The sequence below is a fragment of the Parahaliea mediterranea genome, from assembly GCF_017255185.1.
Classification (GTDB): domain Bacteria; phylum Pseudomonadota; class Gammaproteobacteria; order Pseudomonadales; family Halieaceae; genus JAFKCZ01.
Genome location: NZ_JAFKCZ010000003.1, coordinates 242137 through 259763 on the forward strand (window position 1 = coordinate 242137; position 17627 = coordinate 259763).

A 17627-nucleotide genomic window follows, 5' to 3' on the forward strand; every position below is an offset into this window, starting at 1 on the left:
ACCAAGATAGCGAGGCGTCAGTGCTCGCCGGCGGGGCCGCCGATAGGACTGGCGGGCTGCTCGCCCTTGTCCCCGGCCGCCGGCTCCGCGCGGCCGCCGGGACCGCCCCAATCGCGGGGTTCACGGGGTTTGCGGCCGGCCATGATGTCGTCGATCTGCTCGGAGTCGATGGTCTCGTAGAGCATCAGCGCATCGGCCATCATGTGCAGTTTATCGACATGTTCCTCGAGCAGGTGCTGGGCGGTGTCGTAACACTCGTCGATGATGCGCCGCACTTCCTGGTCGATCTGCTTGGCGGTCTCGCCGGAGATGCCGGTGTTGTGCTGGGTCGCGCTGCGGCCGAGGAAGACCTCCTCGTCGCCCTCGTCGTACATCAGCGGGCCCATCTTCTCTGAAAGCCCCCACTGGGTAACCATCTTGCGGGCGATCTCGGTGGCCCGCTTGATGTCGTTGGAGGCCCCGGTGGTGACCCCCTCCTTGCCCAGGGTCATCTCCTCGGCGATACGGCCGCCGAACAGGCTGCAGATCTGGCTGATGATGTGCCGCCGGCTGTGGCTGTAACGGTCTTCCTCCGGCAGGAACATGGTCACGCCCAAGGCGCGGCCCCGGGGAATGATGCTCACCTTGTACACCGGGTCGTGCTCGGGCATCAGGCGGCCGACGATGGCGTGCCCGGCCTCGTGGTAGGCGGTGTTGCGCTTCTCGTCCTCGGACATGACCATGGACTTGCGCTCGGCGCCCATCATGATCTTGTCCTTGGCCAGCTCGAACTGGGTCATGCCCACGGTGCGCACGTTGGCCCGCGCCGCGAACAGCGCCGCCTCGTTGACCAGGTTGGCCAGGTCGGCGCCGGAGAAGCCGGGAGTGCCGCGGGCGATCTTGGAGGGATCCACGTCCTCCGCCAGGGGCACCTTGCGCATGTGCACCTTGAGGATGTGCTCGCGGCCGCGGATGTCCGGCAGCCCCACCACCACCTGGCGGTCGAAGCGCCCCGGGCGCAGCAGGGCCGGGTCGAGGACGTCCGGGCGGTTGGTGGCGGCGATCACGATCACGCCGTCGTTCACCTCGAAGCCGTCCATCTCCACCAGCAGCTGGTTGAGGGTCTGCTCGCGCTCGTCGTGGCCACCGCCGAGGCCGGCGCCGCGGTGGCGGCCCACCGCGTCGATCTCGTCGATGAAGATGATGCAGGGAGACTGTTTCTTGGCCTGCTCGAACATGTCGCGCACGCGGGACGCGCCCACGCCCACGAACATCTCCACGAAGTCGGAGCCGGAAATGGAGAAGAAGGGCACCTTGGCCTCGCCGGCGATGGCCTTGGCCAGCAGCGTCTTACCGGTACCGGGCTGGCCCACCATCAGCACGCCCCGCGGAATCCGCCCGCCGAGCTTCTGGAAGCGGCCCGGGTCGCGCAGGAACTCCACCAGCTCCTGCACGTCTTCCTTGGCCTCGTCCACGCCCGCCACATCGGCGAAGGTGGTGGTGATCTGGTCCTCGCCCAACAGGCGCGCCTTGCTCTTGCCAAAGCTCATGGGGCCGCCGCGGCCGCCGGCGCCGCCCTGCATCTGGCGCATGAAGAACATGAACACCGCGATAATGATCAGGATCGGGAAGCTGGCCACCAGCAGCTGGGTCCACACGCTCTGCTGCTCGGGCTTGCGGCCCTCGACCTCGACGTTGTGCTCCAGCAGGTCGTCGATCAGCTTGGGATCCTCCAGCATGGGCCGGATGGTTTCGAAGTGGGAGCCGTCGAAGCGCTCGCCGGAGATATTGAGACCGTCCACCACGACCTTCTTGACCTGGTCCTGCTGGATTTGCTCGATAAACTCCGAGTAGCCCACCTGCTCGGTGGAACTTTGCATGTTGAAGTTGTTGAACACCGACAACAGGACGGCGGCTATAACCAGCCAAAGCAGTAAATTTTTTGCCATATCACTCAACGCTGTTACCTCACCAACTCTCCGCCTCTCCGGCGGGCGTGACAGCCTCTAACTCCTTAAACGTCTACTTACAGTATAGCCGGAATCCGGACCCGTCCTGCCAGGCAGGGTTTGATGCGGGGTAGTGCCGCGTGGAACCGCGCCCCGGCGGCACACCTGCGGGGGAATTGTCGCCTCCAATGTACTACAGATGGGGACCCCGCTCCATAATTCAACCGCACGCCCCCATCAAACAACCGGGCTGCAAAAAGGCGCCGTTCAGCCCCTGAAATCCCGGGCAACCAGGTAAACCTCGCGGGAGCGCGGCCGGGAGGCGCTGGGCTTGCGGGTCAATACCTTTCCGAAACCATCCCTCGTGGCGCGGAACAGCTCGTCAAAACCCTCGCCCTGGAACACCTTGGCCACAAATGACCCGCCCGGGGCGAGTACCCGGGTCGCCATGTCCAGCGCCAGCTCCACCAGGTACATTGACCGCGGCTGGTCCACCGCGTTCACTCCGCTCATATTGGGCGCCATGTCGGACATCACCAGATCCACCGGCGCCTCGCCAATGGCGGCGAGGATGCGCTCGAACACGGCGTCCTCGGTGAAATCCCCCTCAATGAATTCGACCCCGGCCAGGCTGTCCATGGGCAGGATATCCGAGGCCACCACCCGCCCCCGATGCCCCACCAGCTCCGCCGCCACCTGGGACCAGCCGCCGGGCGCACTGCCCAAATCCACCACCGTCATGCCGGGACTGATCAGGCGGTCCTTGTCCTGCAGCTCCAGCAGTTTGTAGCAGGCGCGGGAGCGGTAGCCCTCGCGCTGGGCGCGCTGGACATAGGGATCGTCGCGGTGTTCCTTGAGCCAGGCGCGGCTGGAGGAGCGTTTCTTGGGCATGGGCAGTCCGGGCGGGGTAACGGGTTGTTCGGGATGATGGGCTCTAATCGCCCCACAGGCCCCCATTGTACCGCGAAATCCGCGCCGATCACCGCACCGCGTTGACACGCGGGGCCCTTGAGCGGGTGCCGAAAAGGCCTTGCACGGCTTTCGCAAGCCATCTTCGCGGCGCATGTCCGCAAAGATAGGCGCCGAAAATCAATTACTTGCGTACTTGATTCCGCCATCGGCCACAACATGGCCCACTAGGGCCGGTACCAGATCGGCGAACTGAAGGCGCGCTCCTGGTGCACCAGCTGGACATCCGGCGGCATGTCGGCGCCAAAGCGCACGCGGTCATACAGGGTCCAGCGCGGGGTGGGAATCTGCAGCACCCGCAGATAGTAAACCGCGCTCGCGGCGGAATCGAAGTCAGGGTCCGTCCACACCGCGACAAGTTCGGCCGCGCCAATGTCGTTGGTATAGGAGGCCTTGTCGCGGTCCACCGAATCGCCCACCACCGGCAGCTTGCCGCCCGCGCCCGGCTGGCGCCCGCCCGACCAGGCCACGTCGAAGATCTGCTCGTGGGCCTTGCCATCGGCATCCACCCAGCCCTTGACCACCTGCACCCGGTCCAGGTTGGCGCCCACCGGGTCGCGCATGGCGGCAACAATGAAGGTCGGCGCCCGGTCCCGGTCATCGGCGGCCAGCACGCCACCCATCGGCACGCCGCGTGCGTAACCGGCCTCGGCCAGTCCGGCGCCGAGATCGGCGTCGCTGAAGTCAAAGCCGCCAAAGAAGCGCAGGGTGATGCGCGGCCCGGTGGTGGCGAAGGTCTCGCGACGCTTCATGGCGTCCCAGATCGACTCCCGGGTATTGGCCGTGGCCCAGACGCCCATGGTGCCGGAGGCGGCCATTTCCCAGCCCATGTAGTTGTCCGACTCCCCCTCGAGCAGGGGGAAATTCCAGCGGTCCCTGCGCGGCTCGAGGGTCTTGAACTTGCCGTAAAAATTATCTTCCTCGATGGTGGACAGGCCAGTGTGGGTATCGGTCCCGCCATTGGCGCCGTACTGGAAAGGGTTGACCCCCAATTCCCGCTCGATGCGCAGGCCCGCCTGGAGGGCGGGACGCCAGTACTCCCGGGGATAGGAGCCCGGCGGTTTCGGCTTGAGAATGAGATTGCCCCGGTCCCACAGGTCCCAGGCCGCGAACTCGTCATCGGGGGACAGCAGGGGGTGGGACTCGCTCTGCCCCTTGATTTGGGTCACTTCATACAGCGGCTCGTAGCGGGCGCGCATCGCCGCCCACTCCCGGGTCATCGGCGAGCCATCGAACTGCTTTTCTTCAAACATGCGGCCATTGGACATGTTGCCATTGTGGGGGATAGCCAATATCTGGCCGCCGGTTTTCTGCTCGTAGCCCTGCATCCAGGCCCACAGTTTCGCCGGGTCCTGGGTTTCGAAAGTGGTCAGCGGGCGCACCTGCCGCGCCTCGTCACCGCCGTCGCGGAAGATCACATTGCGATGCAGGTTGTCGCCCCCGTCCGCGTTCACGGTCCACTCGTAGGCGATAAAGGTGGTGAACTCGCCCGGGGCGTAGTACTGCTCGGCCGCCTGGATGGTCTTCTCCCAGGCGGACAGCATCCACTTGGGGTCCATCACCTGTGCCGGCAGCTCGCCATTGGACTGCATGCGCACCAGCTCACTCTTGGCGGAGGCCGCGGCCTCCCCGCCCTCGTCTAGGGCCGCCTTCCAGCGCTTGAGCACGGGATCGGCCATCATCTCCGGGTTGCCGGCCACGATTTCATTGATCACCCCCATGCCGTCAGAGTGATCGGTGATCATGAACCAGTCATAGGGCCGCCCCAGCCTGGCCTTGATGCCGGAGTTGGAGACAACCTCCCGTCCCAGGGCGAACTCGTAGGCCTGGAAGGGGTCCAGTACCGCGCCATCCATGCCGGCATCCGCGGACCAGCCGGTATGCACATGGGTATCGCCGAACAGGGCCTGCTTCGGGTAATCGGCCGCGCTACCCGCCTGGGGCAGGACGAGGGCCATCGACAGGGTGGCAAGCAGGGTTGTAGGCCGCATGGTTGACTCCGACTGTGGCTGCGAGTGGACACCCATCTTGTTTAGCACAATCCTGGAATTTTGCCGGCGATGTCGCTAAGAGAGCGGCTTGTGTAGAATACGCCCCCCTGCATTGCAGCCAATTCACTGGAATCATCATGAGCAAGAAAGCCGGGCCGGACGTCAAGCAACTGCGCGCCATCGGCCACAAACTGAAACCCATCGTCACGGTGGCGGGCAACGGCCTGAACGACAACGTGATCGCCGAGATCGACCGGGCGCTGAACGACCACGAGCTGATCAAGATCAAGCTGGCGGTGGGCAGCCGAGAGGCCCGCAAGGCGACGGCGGAGGAAATCTGCGAACGCGCCGGCGCCGAGATGGTGCAGGCGATCGGCAACGTCATCCTGGTCCTGCGGCGCACCGCCGAGCCGGACCCCCGCCTGTCCAACCTGCAGCGGCCGCTGTAGCCTCCCCCCTTTCCCGACCCACGCCGCGGGGCTATCATGGAAGCCTCGCCGTCTCCGGAGGATGCGTGGCATGGGGGAAGTCCTCGAGTTCCCGTCGCGGCAGGCCCAGGGCCTGGCCTACCTCGACCACCAGTTGCGGGACCTGCTCGCCGCCAAGGGCGCCGACCCCGAATTGATCGACTTCGCCGCGGCGCAGCTCACCCGCATCTACGCCGAACTCAGCAGCTCCGAACACTACAGCTTCAGCGTCACCCTCCCCCCCGGCCTCGACCCCGGCCGGCGCGAGGCCTTGCGGGAACAGATCGACCAGGGGCTGGAGGGCCTGCGCCGGGAGAACCACGCGCTGATGGTGCGCCTGGTGGCGCAACTGGTACTGGCCGAGGTCAAGCTGTTCCAGCACGAACGGGCGCGCTAGTGATTGTGCTCGTGGGCGGCCGTACCCCGGGACAGGGCACAGGGCCCGGCGTCATCATTCCAGTCAAGGGCGACGGTGGCGTGTTCGATCTCAAACCGTGAGCGCAAGGCCCGCTCAACGGCCCGGGTGACCGCGCGGGCCTGGGCGTCGTCCACCGGCCGCACGTGCAAGGTGGCCAGGGTCCGGCCGGAAGTGATCGACCACACATGGACGTGGCTGACCGCCGCCACGCCGGGAAGGTTGGCCGTAAGGTAGTGCTCGATCTGCTCGGGCGTCGCATTGTCGGGCGCCCCTTCAAGCAGGATATGCAGCGACTTGCCCAGCAGCCCCCAGGCACTGCGCAGGATCAACAGCGACACGATCACCGACAGAATCGGGTCGATCGGCATCCAGCCCGTGTAGTGGATCACAATGGCCGCGGCGACCGCGCCGACCGAGCCGAGCAGATCCCCGAGGACGTGCAGCGCGGCGCCCCTGATATTGACGTGTTCGCTGTCGCCTCGGGTGAGAATCCAGAACACCAGGATATTGACCAGCAGCCCGGCCACGGCAACGCCGAACATCGGCCCCGCGAGCACCACCTGGGGCTGCTGGAAACGCTGCCAGGCTTCATACACGATCCAGGCGACAATGGCGAACAGGGTAATCGCGTTGATGAAACCCGCCACGACCTCAAACCGCAGGTAACCGAAGGTCCTTTTGGCGTCTGCCGCGCGACGCCCGAAGCGGAAGGCCGCATAGGCCAGCGCCAGCGCCGCAGCGTCGGTCAACATGTGCCCCGCGTCGGCGAGCAGGGCCAGCGAACCGGACAGGAGGCCTCCGACGACCTCCACAATCATGAACGCAAAGATCAACAGGAAGGACAGCAGCACCTTGCGCTCGTTGTCGCCGGTGACGGTCGGCGCGTGGGAGTGGTCGTGATGATCGTGGGAATGGGAATGTGAGTGCGACATGTTAACTCCTCACGCGGCCTGTAGCGGGCTGGGGGAAGAGCGCTGCTCGGTGTCGGCCGATGTGCCGAAGGTCCGCAATCGCAGCGCGTTGCCGAGCACGAAGACCGAGGACAGCGCCATGGCCCCCGCGGCAAAAACCGGCGAGAGCTGGACACCAAGGGCCGGGTAGAGGGCGCCCGCCGCCACCGGGATCAGCGCCGTGTTGTAGGCAAAGGCCCAGAACAGGTTCTGCTTGATGTTGCGGATGGTCGCCTGCGAGAGCGCGATGGCGTTGGGCACGCCTTTCAGGCTTCCGGACATGAGTACCACGTCCGCGGCCTCGATGGCGATGTCCGTTCCCGTGCCAATCGCAATGCCCACATCGGCCTCCGCCAGGGCCGGGGCGTCGTTGATGCCGTCGCCAACGAAGGCCAGCTTGCCGTACTCGCCCTTGAGCGCCTTCACCGCCTCGACCTTGCCCTCGGGCAGCACCTCGGCCACCACCTCGTCGATGCCGAGCTGGCGCGCGATCGCATCGGCCGTGCGCTTGTTGTCGCCGGTGATCATCGCCACCTTGAGACCCAGTTCATGCAGGGCCGCTATGGCCGCCGGCGTTTCCTCCTTGACCGGATCGGCAACCGCGACGATGGCCGCCAGCTTGCCGCCGATAGCGGCATAGAGCGGGCTCTTGCCCTCGTCGCCCAGGCGCGCGGCGGTATCGGCAAAAGCCGTGACATCGAGCCCCAGCTTGCTCATGTAACGGTCGGCGCCGATCTCGACGGCCACGCCGTCGGCCTCCGCCCTGACACCAAACCCGGTGACGGACTCAAAACCGGTGATCGCGGGCAGCTCTAGTCCGCCAGCGGCCGCGGCCTCGACAATCGCCCGGGCAATGGGGTGCTCGGACCGCTCCTCCACCGCGGCGACAGCAGCCAGCACCGCGCCGCGCTCAAAACCCTCGGCGAGTTCCAGGTCGGTGAGCGCTGGCTTGCCCTCGGTGAGGGTGCCGGTTTTATCGACCGCGACCACCGCGGCATCCTTCAACAACTGAAGGGCCTCCCCCTTGCGGAACAGCACGCCCATTTCGGCGCCGCGCCCGGTGCCCACCATGATCGAGGTGGGCGTCGCCAAACCCATGGCGCAGGGACAGGCAATGATCAGCACCGCGACAGCACTGACCAGCGCAAAGGTCAGCGCCGGGGAGGGGCCGGCAAGGAACCAGACCAGGAATGTGACGAGCGCCGCGCCGATCACCGCCGGCACGAACCAGAGGGTGACCTTGTCCACCAGGGTCTGTATCGGCAGTTTCGAACCCTGCGCCTGCTCCACCATGCGGATGATCTGCGACAACACGGTCGCGCCCCCCACGGCGGTGGCGGTGATCGCAAGCGCGCCCTTCTGGTTGACGGTGCCGCCAACCACCGCGCTGCCGGCCGTCTTCGCCACCGGAATCGGCTCGCCGGTAATCATCGATTCATCGATGTAGCTGTGCCCTTCGAGCACATCGCCATCCACCGGCACGCGCTCACCGGGACGCACCTCCACCACATCACCGGGTTGGACCTCGCCAATGGCGATCTCGACAGCCTTGCCCTCGCGCCGCACACGGGCGGTCCTGGCCTGCAAACCCACCAGCCGCTGGATCGCCTGCGAGGTGCGTCCCTTGGCGCGCGCCTCGAGGAAGCGTCCGAACAGGATCAGTGTCACGATAACCGCGGCCGCCTCGTAGTAGACATTGGTCGTGCCGGGCGGCAGCGCGCCGGAGAAAAACGTCGCGACAACCGAATAGCCCCAGGCCGCCGCTGTCCCGAGGGCCACCAGCGAGTTCATGTCCGGTGCGCCGCGCAGCAGCGCCGGCACACCCTGGCGGAAGAATCGCAGCCCCGGTCCGAACAGGACCAGGCTGGCCAGCGCGAACTGGATATACCAGCTCAACTGCAGGCCGATGGTCTCGGTCACGAAGTGGTGCACCGCGGGGACGACATGGGAGCCCATCTCGATGGCGAAGACCGGCAGCGTCAGGATCGCCGCGAGCGCCAGGTCCCGCTTGAGCCCGGCCTGCTCGGCGTCCTTTCGGGTTTCCGACTCTTCGGCGTCCTCCCTGGAACGATCCAGCTGACGGGCGGTGTAGCCGGCGCCGGCCACCGCGGCGACAAGGGTTTCAGTGTCGGCATTCCCGCGAATACTTGCCCTCTCGGTTGCCAGATTGACATTTGCTTCAACCACGCCCGGAACGGCCCGCAAGGCACGCTCCACGCGGCCGACGCAAGAAGCGCAGCTCATTCCCTCGATGGCGAGTTCGGTGGTTGCCACAGGCACCGAGTAGCCCGCCTTCTCGACGGCCCTGACGAGCGCATTGTGTTCGAGTTGCGCGCTGGAGCGGATCTCGGCACGCTCGCTGGCGAGGTTTACGGCAACCTCTTCAACGCCATCGACCTTTTTGAGTTCAGCCTCCACGCGACCGACGCAGGAGGCGCAGTTCATGCCTGTAATCGGCAGGCTTATCGCCGATATAGCGGCCGGACTCTTCTCAACCTGAGGGCCCATCAATTATCTCCTGTGCACCTGTCTCATAGCGATACCCCTGAAAGATAAACCTTCCTATCGCTGGAAGGTCAAGCAGGAATCACCTCGCCGGAGCAGGCCTTTGTTTTGGCAACAATGTCCCCATTAACAGCCGTCTCTCGCCATTGACCGATACCCAGGAGATTGTTGTGCCCAACACGCCGTTTTCGCCAGCCATTGAGACAGAGCGCCTTCTACTGAGTCCCCTGACAACCAACGACTCGGCCGGCCTTCTGGCCATTTTCTCCGACGCCGAAGTCATGAAATACTGGAATACCGCGCCGTGGACTTCAGCCCGGGACGCCAGTAACTTCATCGAGCAAAGCAATGAGGCGATGCGACGCCGGGAGTCCATCACTCTCGCTATTCGACTCAAATCCAACGATCAGCTCGTCGGAAAATGTATGCTATTTAGCTATGATATGGACTCCAGGCGCGCCGAGATTGGTTTCGGCCTGAGCCGGGAGGCCTGGGGAAAAGGGATTATCCAGGAAGCTGGCGAGGCATTGATACAATATGGCTTCAAGGAACTGGGGCTTCGCCGAATCGAGGCGGAGATCGACCCGGCCAATCGATCGTCCGCCAGAGCCCTGGTAAAGCTCGGTTTTACCAAAGAAGGGTTTTTGCGGCAGCGTTGGGAGGTCAACGGCGTTGTGTCGGATTCTGAACTCTATGGCAGGCTGGCAAGCGAACAAAAACCATGAAAGCACTCAAACTGGCCGGCACATTCACCGCGCTTGCATCGTTTGTACATATCGCGATCATCCTCGGGGGTGGCGATTGGTACCGCTTTTTCGGAGCAGGTGAAGACATGGCCGCAATGAGCGAGCAGGGTTCTGCCTATCCGGCCATCGTCACCGGAGCCATTGCGATGGTACTGGCCATCTGGTCAGCCTATGCCTTTTCCGGCGCCGGGGTATTGCACAAGCTGCCAATGACAAAGGTCGTATTGTCACTGATTACCGTCGTACTTCTCGCCCGGGGCCTGCTGGCTATTCCCGCGGCCGTCTACTCCGACTCGCCCTACATGGCCGAGCTTGCCGGCAACATGACGTTCCTGCTTGTGACGTCAGTCATTTGCCTGGCGTTGGGAAGTTGTTATGGCCTGGGCGTCTACCAGTTGATCAAGGCAAAGCCGTCCGCGGCGTAGCGGTCTCTGCTGTCAAAAGCATGTATTTGTACGCACTCACCAAGATCAGAACCCAGCACATGCAAGGTGCTGTATGCCTCATCCAGCCACGGGGTTAGCCCTCAGGGCGCTAGTCGCCTGGCTGGCCATCGCGGCACTCGCTATTGTCAACGGCTTGCTGAGGGAAGCTATCCTCATTCCCAGCCTGGGCGATGCCCCAGGCCTGGCGCTAAGCGGCATATTGCTGTGCTGTATCATTCTGGCGCTTAGCTACCTGCTCCTGCCGTGGCTGGGTGCCCGCAGGCCGGTGCAATGGCTGCTCATTGGAATAAGCTGGCTGTTACTAACGTTAACCTTCGAAACCGCCGTCGGCCTGCTTCAAGGTAAGTCACTGGCCGTGATTCTTGAAAACTACGATTTCAAGGACGGCAATATCTGGCCGGTCGTACTGCTGGTGACTGCCGCCGCGCCCTGGTGGGCGGCCAGGCTCAGGGGCTGGGGGTGATCGAGCAGTCAAGCGGCAGGCGCCACGGAAACCGCGCCGCTGCATTGTGGCACTACATAGCGAACACCATCAATGGACGAGATTGAGCTACTCATCGACCTGCACCGTCAAGGGTTCCGACAGGGGCCCGGCAGTGACAAGGCGACACAACAAGCCCTGGAGTTGTCCCAGGTGGGCCGGGAAAAGCCGCTGCACGTCGCGGACATCGGCTGCGGCACCGGGGCTTCCACATTGGCACTGGCACGACTGCTCCCCAATGCCAGGATTACCGCCGTTGACCTGTTTCCTGAATTCCTGGATGTCCTCAAAGCCCGGGCCGACGAGCAAGGGCTTGCACAAAGAGTAACGACCCTGGTCTGCTCGATGGACAAGCTCCCCTTTCGGGACGGGGAATTCGACCTGATCTGGTCCGAAGGGGCTATCTACAATATTGGCTTTGCAAACGGCATAGGCGACTGGAGACGCTTGCTAAAGGCCAACGGTCTATTGGTGGTATCGGAAATCACCTGGCTCAGCGAGAGCCGGCCCGAAGAAGTACAGTCCTATTGGGATTCCCAGTATCCGGAGATTGACACCGCATCCGCAAAGATGCAGGTACTCGAGCATGCCGCTTATTCCCCCATCGCCTTTTTCGCACTGCCCCAGAGCTGCTGGCTGGAAAACTACTATCGGCCCTTGCAAAGCCGTTTTGACGCGTTTCTTGAACGCCACAGCGAAAGCGAGGAAGCCGCCAGGCTAGTGGAACTGGAACAAAAGGAAATCGCATTCTACGAAAAGTATAGCCCTTACTATAGCTACGGCATGTATGTTTGCCGGAATGTTGGGTGAAACCCCGTAGCGACGCCGGCTACGCGAGCAAAACCCACCCCATTCACTCAAACGGGCTCCATTCTTGTTGGATTATCACTCTATGAAACAGATACAGCCGGGCTCCGGCGCATCCCTGCTACTGGTTCACGGCGCCCTCGCGGACGCCACGATGTGGGCAGAACACAGGCAATACCTGCAGCCAGACTTTGAGGTGATCACCACGACATTGCGCCACTTTGGCGAAGCAGACACCGGTAGTTTTGGCCTGAATTCCCACGCCCGTGACCTGGCAAACCTCATCGCCGAACTCGACACCAAAAAACCCCTCTATTTGGCAGGCTGGTCCTACGGCGCCGATGTATTACTCAATACGCTTATCAGGCACAACCCGCACGTTTCCGGCGTGTTCCTGTATGAGCCGGGGTTTCCGGGCTGCCTGGAAGAACCCGTTATGAGTGACTGGCAAGCCGATGCGGAGGCCATGTTTGGCGCGGTATTCGACCACTTCTCCCAGGGAAATCTGGCGATGGCGGTTGAAGCCCTGATAGACGGCTCTGGCCAGGAGCGGGGATACTTCAACAGGCAAAGTGCCGCAGCAAGAAAGCTACAACTGTCCAAGGCTGCAACACTGAAACACCAACTCAATCAGCAGGAGCAGCCAGACATCAACCGCGCGAATATCGCGGCGATCCCTGTGCCTGTGACCATCGGCTATGGATCCAACACCCGCACTTTGTTCAGGCTGGCCTCGACAAGTACAATCGGCCTGTCGGATCTTATTGACGTTAGGCAGATCAATGGCGAAGGGCATATGTTCCCCATGGAAAGCCCGGAGCGTTTCTCGGCGTTGATCAAGAGCCTTTTTGTCGACGCTCACTCACAAGTGCCGGGGTAGTCCCCGCGCAAGCCCCGTACAAAACCAGGCAAGGAGCCGCCGCATGACCGACATCGTACTCACCAGCTTTGACTGGGTTCCAGAGATGCCGCGAGGCTACGTGCGTGACATACGCATCCGCTGGGCCCTGGAGGAGGCGGGCCTGCCCTATCGGGTGAAGGGCGTGCCCTTTGCGGATCGCGCAGCGGAGCATTTTGCGCACCAACCCTTCGGCCAGGTGCCCTGGCTGACCGATGGCGAACTGTCGATTTTCGAGAGCGGCGCAATTCTGCTTCACCTCGGAGAGCGTAGCGACAAGCTACTGCCCACCGATCCGCGCGGCCGTAGCGAGGCAATCCAGTGGCTGTTCGCGGCGCTCAATTCGGTCGAGATGGCCAGCGTGCCGTGGTCGATTTTCAAGTTCTCCAACGACAATGAGCATACACCGGGGCGGGAAAGCCTGAACCAGTTCCTGACCTCCAGACTCCAACACCTCGAGAACGTGTTGGCGCAGCGCGAATGGTTGGCCGGCACCTTCTCGGTGGCCGATATTGTGATGTCGGATGCGCTGCGTCTTGTCGATCGCTTCGGCGAACTGGCAGACTACCCTGCCTGTCGCGATTACATCGCGCGCGCCACCGCGCGCCCGGGATTCATCAAGGCCTACGACGACCAGATGGCGCATTTTGCCGCTGCGGATTGAGTGCCATCCGGTTTGCACTTCGCCTAGTGGCACTTCGCCATGCGGCCACGACACGGTGGGGTGCCCTACGCGACTCGCCGTGAACCCATCCATGGGGGCTCGTCTGCGACTTCCCTGTCGCACACGGTCGCTACGGGCACCCCACCGCGCCGCGGCCTCTGTACGGACGGGTGCTCAGTTCGTTGACTCCGTTACCGAACAGAAACGGAAGTTGGATTAATGCGCGATGCCGAATTAAGTGTGAACCAAGTCGACGAAGGAATAGACAGAACCGAAAAATGCCAAAGTTAACCTACCATAGCCTCCAGGCATCACCAGCAGATGCCTGGCTTGCCCTCTTGAATTCCACCACGGTTCGCAGGCATCTTCTCCCGCATCCACGGTTTACTGCCAAGTCTGTCAACGATTGGCTGACCTCAAAGTCCCGGACGGACCAGGTACCAGGCTGTAGAGTGCGAGCCATACGCGACGGCACGGAACTCGCGGGCTGGTGCGGCATACAGCGCGAATCGGATAGTTATGAACTGGCCATTGTGCTCTCACCCAAGTATTGGGGACACGGGCGAAAAGTGTTGGACGAGGTACTGGGATGGGCCCGGGAGCTGGGCCATACTTACTTGTTCGTACATCTGCCCACAACCCGACGGCAAACCCGGGCAATTTCCGGGCTGCTGGGCGACCCGATTGCCGCCACCGTGATTCACGATCATGCATTCAATACCTACCGCATTGAGGTCTAGCGGATGGTCTGGGTGTTTGCAGCTTGAAATTAATGAGAGTTAGCCTGTTATGACAACGATAGCAAGCGTCGAGGAGTTGGAGGCCGTTTATGGCGAGCCTGCGGAGCCCTCCATCGTCAAGGAAATCAACTACCTGAGCGCCGAGTACCGGGCACTGATCGAAGCGTCGCCGATGATGATCCTGGCGACCTCCGGCCCCAATGGATTGGACTGCACCCCCCGCGGGGACAAGCGCGGTTTCGTGCGCGTTGTCGATGAACGGACCCTGGTGTTCCCCGACCGGCGCGGCAACAACCGTATCGATTCACTGCGCAACATCGTGCGCGACCATCGCGTGGCGACGCTATTTCTTATTCCCGGTTATGGCACCATGCTCCGCGTCAACGGCACGGCAACGGTGTCCACCGACGGGGACCTGCTCGCCTCCTTTGCGGTCGAGGGCAAGCTGCCCAGAACAGCGGTGATCGTAAAGGTCGAATCGGCCTTCTTTCACTGCGCACGCGCCATCGTCCGGTCGGGCCTGTGGGACCCTGGCAACTTTATTGACCCCGACGAATTGCCCACGCCGGGGCAAATGCTCGCCGCGCTGAGCGATGGCCGTCAGGGTGGCCGCGAGTACGATGCACAGTGGCCGGAGCGGGCCAGGAAAACCCTCTGGTAGGCCCTCGCCGGCCAACATGACCCGCCGGCGACATCACTGCGCGACGGTGTCCGGCGCGTTCCCCCTACACCCAACACGAGAGCAAACCCGAGTGATCAGACCCTGCCAAAACAGCGATATCGATGCCGTGCTCGACATCTGGCTGGACGCATCCATTCAAGCCCACGATTTCGTTGAACCCGGTGTCTGGGAGTCCCAGTTGGAGAGTATGCGCGACATCTACCTGCCGGCATCGGAAAACCATGTCTACGACCAGAACCCGGGCATCGCCGGCTTTTATGCGCTGCACGGCGACACACTGGCGGCCATTTTCGTTGCGCCAACGCTGCAGGGCCGGGGTATCGGCAAGCAGTTACTGGCCCATGCAAAACAGCAGCGGACCTCGCTGACCCTGTCGGTGTACCAGGCGAATGATCCGAGCTACCGTTTTTACCTGTCCCAGGGCTTCCGCGTGACTAGCGAACAGGCCGATACGCACACCGGACACCCGGAGTACACGATGACCTGGACCGGAGCCGAAACCCGCCCCATAGCCTAGTCCCGGCATCACCCCGATCCGCGCACCTCGCGCACCTGCAACACGGTCCAGGGCTGGCCCACCAGGCCGGCCGCGGTGGCCACCCCCGCCCGGGCCATCACCGCCGCGGTGTCGCCGCCCGCCACCTGCACTGTGGCGGTGCCGCCGTTGGGATAGCGCAATTCCACCACCATCGCGGCCTCGCCGTCGTGGGTCGGGGCCAGGTGCACGGCGCAAATGACCGCGCCCCCCGCCTCCCCTGCCCCGGCAGTCACGCTGCCGGCGGGCCGGTAAACACAATGTCGGAGCGGGTCATCATCGCCGGTGCGGGGCGGAACACCAGGTACAGGTTCCAGCTCTGCAGGTCGGCGACGGCCTCGTCCACCGGGCGGTCGGGAAACTCCCGCGCGGCGATGCTGCGCCAGTCATCGCCCTCGCGGGGATACACCCAGGGGCGCAGTGGTTCGATTGTTGCACTCATAGCATACTCCTGTTGATTAAGCCGCCACCCGCGGACTGGACACAATGCGCCCGCCGCGGTCCCCGCTGTAGCCATCGCCCGCGGAATAGGCCAGCACGCCGTTGACATACACCTGCTCCACACCCCGGGCCCGGCGCACGTAGCGATAGCCCTCGGCGGGCAGGTCTTCCACCGCGATCTCCGGCCCGCGATCGATGGTGTCCAGGTCGAACAGCACCAGGTCCGCCGCCAGGCCCGGTCGGAGGCGCCCGCGGTCCACCAGGCCCCAGTTCGCGGCCACCTGGCCAGTCAACTTGTACACCGCCTGCTCCGGGGTGAGCGCGCCGGCATCGCGCACAAAGCGGCTGAACAGGTAACCGGTGTCGCCATAGGTCGCGAAACGGGTGACATGGGCGCCGCCATCGCCGGAACCGATCTGCACCAGCGGGTCGGCAATGGGACCGGTGATGCGCTCCAGGTTGTTGTGGCCCACTTCGAGCGCGGTGAAGCAGGTCTTGAGGTCTTCCTCCACCGCCAGGTCGAGCATCAACTCCACCGGATCGCAGTCGCGCTCGGCGGCGATATCCCGCAGACAGCGCCCCTCCAGCGGCTTGTTGTGGGCCAGGTGACAGCGGTTGACGATGAAGTCGGGGAAGTGCACCTCCATGGCGATGGGGTGCAAGCCATTGTAGGCCTCCTCCACCAGCTGCTTGCGCACCCCGGCGTCCTGGAAGTCGCGCAGGGTCTCGGCGTGGGGCTTGAGGATGGTCGCCCACCAGGTGGGCCGGGTGCTGAACACCGAGGTGGGCATGTCGAACTCGAAGGTGACGTCAATCGGCCGGGTCTGCATCTGCGGCACCACCCGCGCGCCGTGCAGGGTTTGCAGGCGAACGCGCGCCAGGGCGCGCTGCACCAGGTCCGGGGTGGCATTGGAATCGAACAGCGGCGAGAAGCTCACGGTGATACCGTGGCGGCGCGACAGCTCGCCGAGGATGTCGATACGCACGCAGAGCAGGTCCGGGTCCCAGAACTCCGGCACCACCTGCATTACCGCGCCGTATTCCCCCAGTACCGCGCACAGTGCGTCGAGTTCTTCCGGCGCCGCCAGGCGGCAGGGCACCGGCCGGTGTTCGTGATCGATATCCACCCAGCTGGTGGACAGCCCCAGGGCCCCCGCGTCCAGGCACTCCCGCAGCAGCTGCTGCATCCGCGCGATCTCGTCGTCGGTGGCGCAGCGTTCCCGGGCTGCCTCTCCCATCACCCACAGGCGCAGCATGCTGTGGCCGGCCAGGGTCGCCACATTGATACCCAGCTGGTCGCGGAAGCTGGCCAGGTACTCCTCGAAGGTCTCCCAGTTCCAGCGCATGCCGGCGTCGAAGGCCGCCGCCGGCATCTCCTCGATCTGGCGGAACACCGCGCCCACAAACTCGCGGTGCCGGGCCCGCACCGGAGCCATGGTCAGCGAACAGTTGCCGTTGATGACCGTGGTCACGCCGTGCTCCAGGGAGGGCGTGGCCAGCCCGTCCCAGGTGATCTGGGCATCGAAATGGGTGTGCGAATCGATAAAGCCCGGCGCCAGGGCCCGGCCGCCGGCGTCCACCACCGCGCGGGCATCGCCGTCGAGACGGGTCCCCATGGCCGCGATGCGCCCCTCGCTGACGGCGACCGCGCCGTGAAAGGGCGGCTCGCCGGTGCCGTCAAAAATCCTGGCGTTTTTTATGATCAGGTCATACATGGTCATTCCTCCTGGTACACGCCGCACTCTAGGCCCGCGCCCCGGGCCCGGCCATGTCGGATCGACCAAAAGACATGGAGTATCGCCGCCAATTCGCCGCGCCGACCGCTGCAACACCTGTTTACTGCCCGCCGACACGGGCTATCATGCGGCAACCAGCAGGTACAGGAGCGGACCATGAAGCGCATACCACACAATCCCCAACCACGGCATCGCACGCCACAGTCGCCCTCCGCCCCGCTGC

General features: G+C 63.8%; 19 protein-coding genes. 11 read left to right on the plus strand and 8 right to left on the minus strand.

The window, feature by feature from the left end; translation table 11 throughout:
* Window positions 1-17: 17 nt before the first annotated feature.
* The 3 genes from ftsH to JYP50_RS04755 all read right to left on the minus strand — a co-directional run bounded on the left by ftsH (window position 18) and on the right by JYP50_RS04755 (window position 4888).
* Window positions 18-1928: an ATP-dependent zinc metalloprotease FtsH gene (gene ftsH, locus JYP50_RS04745; protein WP_206559321.1), complete on the minus strand. Its 1911-nt coding sequence runs from the start codon at window positions 1926-1928 to the stop codon at window positions 18-20.
* A 267-nt stretch (window positions 1929-2195) separates the two neighbouring features.
* Complete coding sequence (gene rlmE / locus JYP50_RS04750) at window positions 2196-2819, minus strand: 23S rRNA (uridine(2552)-2'-O)-methyltransferase RlmE (RefSeq protein WP_206559322.1); 624 nt, start codon at window positions 2817-2819, stop codon at window positions 2196-2198.
* A gap of 245 nt (window positions 2820-3064) precedes the next feature.
* Complete coding sequence (locus tag JYP50_RS04755) at window positions 3065-4888, minus strand: DUF3604 domain-containing protein (RefSeq protein WP_241262825.1); 1824 nt, start codon at window positions 4886-4888, stop codon at window positions 3065-3067.
* 137 nt (window positions 4889-5025) lie between these two features.
* Between JYP50_RS04755 and yhbY the strand changes: the two genes are divergently transcribed.
* Window positions 5026-5337, plus strand: a complete 312-nt coding sequence (gene yhbY, locus JYP50_RS04760) for a ribosome assembly RNA-binding protein YhbY (protein ID WP_206559324.1) — start codon at window positions 5026-5028, stop codon at window positions 5335-5337.
* A gap of 70 nt (window positions 5338-5407) precedes the next feature.
* Window positions 5408-5752, plus strand: coding sequence for a hypothetical protein (locus tag JYP50_RS04765; RefSeq protein WP_206559325.1), 345 nt, complete (start codon window positions 5408-5410; stop codon window positions 5750-5752).
* Here the strand turns inward: JYP50_RS04765 and JYP50_RS04770 are convergent.
* The gene (locus JYP50_RS04770) at window positions 5749-6705 is read right to left on the minus strand and encodes a cation diffusion facilitator family transporter (RefSeq protein ID WP_206559326.1); all 957 of its coding nucleotides are present in this window, start codon (window positions 6703-6705) and stop codon (window positions 5749-5751) included. The genes JYP50_RS04765 and JYP50_RS04770 overlap by 4 nt on opposite strands.
* Window positions 6706-6714: 9 nt before the next feature.
* A complete protein-coding gene (locus JYP50_RS04775; RefSeq protein WP_206559327.1) occupies window positions 6715-9231 on the minus strand; it encodes a heavy metal translocating P-type ATPase in 2517 nt (838 codons plus the stop codon).
* A 167-nt stretch (window positions 9232-9398) separates the two neighbouring features.
* On the opposite strand from JYP50_RS04775, the gene JYP50_RS04780 reads away from it, so the two are divergent.
* From JYP50_RS04780 to JYP50_RS04820, 9 genes are all read left to right on the plus strand, one after another.
* Window positions 9399-9953 carry a GNAT family N-acetyltransferase gene (locus JYP50_RS04780; protein ID WP_206559328.1) on the plus strand — a complete coding sequence of 185 codons (555 nt, stop codon included), beginning with the start codon at window positions 9399-9401 and terminating at the stop codon, window positions 9951-9953.
* Window positions 9950-10399, plus strand: coding sequence for a hypothetical protein (locus JYP50_RS04785; protein WP_206559329.1), 450 nt, complete (start codon window positions 9950-9952; stop codon window positions 10397-10399). Before JYP50_RS04780 ends, JYP50_RS04785 begins: the two co-directional genes overlap by 4 nt.
* Window positions 10400-10472: 73 nt before the next feature.
* Window positions 10473-10883, plus strand: coding sequence for a hypothetical protein (locus tag JYP50_RS04790; RefSeq protein ID WP_206559330.1), 411 nt, complete (start codon window positions 10473-10475; stop codon window positions 10881-10883).
* Between the two features lie 72 nt (window positions 10884-10955).
* Window positions 10956-11711, plus strand: a complete 756-nt coding sequence (locus JYP50_RS04795; RefSeq protein ID WP_206559331.1) for a class I SAM-dependent methyltransferase — start codon at window positions 10956-10958, stop codon at window positions 11709-11711.
* 82 nt (window positions 11712-11793) lie between these two features.
* Window positions 11794-12588: an alpha/beta fold hydrolase gene (locus JYP50_RS04800; RefSeq protein ID WP_206559332.1), complete on the plus strand. Its 795-nt coding sequence runs from the start codon at window positions 11794-11796 to the stop codon at window positions 12586-12588.
* A gap of 43 nt (window positions 12589-12631) precedes the next feature.
* Window positions 12632-13270, plus strand: a complete 639-nt coding sequence (locus JYP50_RS04805) for a glutathione S-transferase family protein (RefSeq protein ID WP_206559333.1) — start codon at window positions 12632-12634, stop codon at window positions 13268-13270.
* Window positions 13271-13548: 278 nt separating this feature from the next.
* Complete coding sequence (locus JYP50_RS21715) at window positions 13549-14010, plus strand: GNAT family N-acetyltransferase (RefSeq protein WP_241262827.1); 462 nt, start codon at window positions 13549-13551, stop codon at window positions 14008-14010.
* 49 nt (window positions 14011-14059) lie between these two features.
* Entirely contained in the window at window positions 14060-14671 is a 612-nt protein-coding gene (locus JYP50_RS04815; RefSeq protein ID WP_206559335.1) for a pyridoxamine 5'-phosphate oxidase family protein, read from the plus strand.
* A gap of 91 nt (window positions 14672-14762) precedes the next feature.
* The gene (locus JYP50_RS04820) at window positions 14763-15209 is read left to right on the plus strand and encodes an N-acetyltransferase (RefSeq protein ID WP_206559336.1); all 447 of its coding nucleotides are present in this window, start codon (window positions 14763-14765) and stop codon (window positions 15207-15209) included.
* Window positions 15210-15217: 8 nt separating this feature from the next.
* Here JYP50_RS04820 and JYP50_RS04825 read toward each other — a convergent pair whose 3' ends face one another.
* From JYP50_RS04825 to JYP50_RS04835, 3 genes are read right to left on the minus strand one after another with little or no spacing between them, the layout of a single operon-like run.
* The gene (locus JYP50_RS04825; RefSeq protein ID WP_206559337.1) at window positions 15218-15463 is read right to left on the minus strand and encodes a hypothetical protein; all 246 of its coding nucleotides are present in this window, start codon (window positions 15461-15463) and stop codon (window positions 15218-15220) included.
* The gene (locus JYP50_RS04830; protein ID WP_206559338.1) at window positions 15460-15669 is read right to left on the minus strand and encodes a hypothetical protein; all 210 of its coding nucleotides are present in this window, start codon (window positions 15667-15669) and stop codon (window positions 15460-15462) included. Before JYP50_RS04830 ends, JYP50_RS04825 begins: the two co-directional genes overlap by 4 nt.
* A gap of 16 nt (window positions 15670-15685) precedes the next feature.
* Window positions 15686-17383: an N-acyl-D-amino-acid deacylase family protein gene (locus tag JYP50_RS04835; RefSeq protein ID WP_206559339.1), complete on the minus strand. Its 1698-nt coding sequence runs from the start codon at window positions 17381-17383 to the stop codon at window positions 15686-15688.
* Window positions 17384-17627: the final 244 nt, after the last annotated feature.

Bases quoted from the DNA above. Each gene is read 5' to 3' on its own strand.
- ftsH (WP_206559321.1), bottom strand. From the start codon at position 1,928: ATGGCAAAAAATTTACTGCTTTGGCTGGTTATAGCCGCCGTCCTGTTG.
- rlmE (WP_206559322.1), bottom strand. From the start codon at position 2,819: ATGCCCAAGAAACGCTCCTCCAGCCGCGCCTGGCTCAAGGAACACCGC.
- JYP50_RS04755 (WP_241262825.1), bottom strand. From the start codon at position 4,888: ATGCGGCCTACAACCCTGCTTGCCACCCTGTCGATGGCCCTCGTCCTG.
- yhbY (WP_206559324.1), top strand. From the start codon at position 5,026: ATGAGCAAGAAAGCCGGGCCGGACGTCAAGCAACTGCGCGCCATCGGC.
- JYP50_RS04765 (WP_206559325.1), top strand. From the start codon at position 5,408: ATGGGGGAAGTCCTCGAGTTCCCGTCGCGGCAGGCCCAGGGCCTGGCC.
- JYP50_RS04770 (WP_206559326.1), bottom strand. From the start codon at position 6,705: ATGTCGCACTCACATTCCCATTCCCACGATCATCACGACCACTCCCAC.
- JYP50_RS04775 (WP_206559327.1), bottom strand. From the start codon at position 9,231: ATGGGCCCTCAGGTTGAGAAGAGTCCGGCCGCTATATCGGCGATAAGC.
- JYP50_RS04785 (WP_206559329.1), top strand. From the start codon at position 9,950: ATGAAAGCACTCAAACTGGCCGGCACATTCACCGCGCTTGCATCGTTT.
- JYP50_RS04790 (WP_206559330.1), top strand. From the start codon at position 10,473: ATGCCTCATCCAGCCACGGGGTTAGCCCTCAGGGCGCTAGTCGCCTGG.
- JYP50_RS04795 (WP_206559331.1), top strand. From the start codon at position 10,956: ATGGACGAGATTGAGCTACTCATCGACCTGCACCGTCAAGGGTTCCGA.
- JYP50_RS04800 (WP_206559332.1), top strand. From the start codon at position 11,794: ATGAAACAGATACAGCCGGGCTCCGGCGCATCCCTGCTACTGGTTCAC.
- JYP50_RS04805 (WP_206559333.1), top strand. From the start codon at position 12,632: ATGACCGACATCGTACTCACCAGCTTTGACTGGGTTCCAGAGATGCCG.
- JYP50_RS21715 (WP_241262827.1), top strand. From the start codon at position 13,549: ATGCCAAAGTTAACCTACCATAGCCTCCAGGCATCACCAGCAGATGCC.
- JYP50_RS04815 (WP_206559335.1), top strand. From the start codon at position 14,060: ATGACAACGATAGCAAGCGTCGAGGAGTTGGAGGCCGTTTATGGCGAG.
- JYP50_RS04830 (WP_206559338.1), bottom strand. From the start codon at position 15,669: ATGAGTGCAACAATCGAACCACTGCGCCCCTGGGTGTATCCCCGCGAG.
- JYP50_RS04835 (WP_206559339.1), bottom strand. From the start codon at position 17,383: ATGTATGACCTGATCATAAAAAACGCCAGGATTTTTGACGGCACCGGC.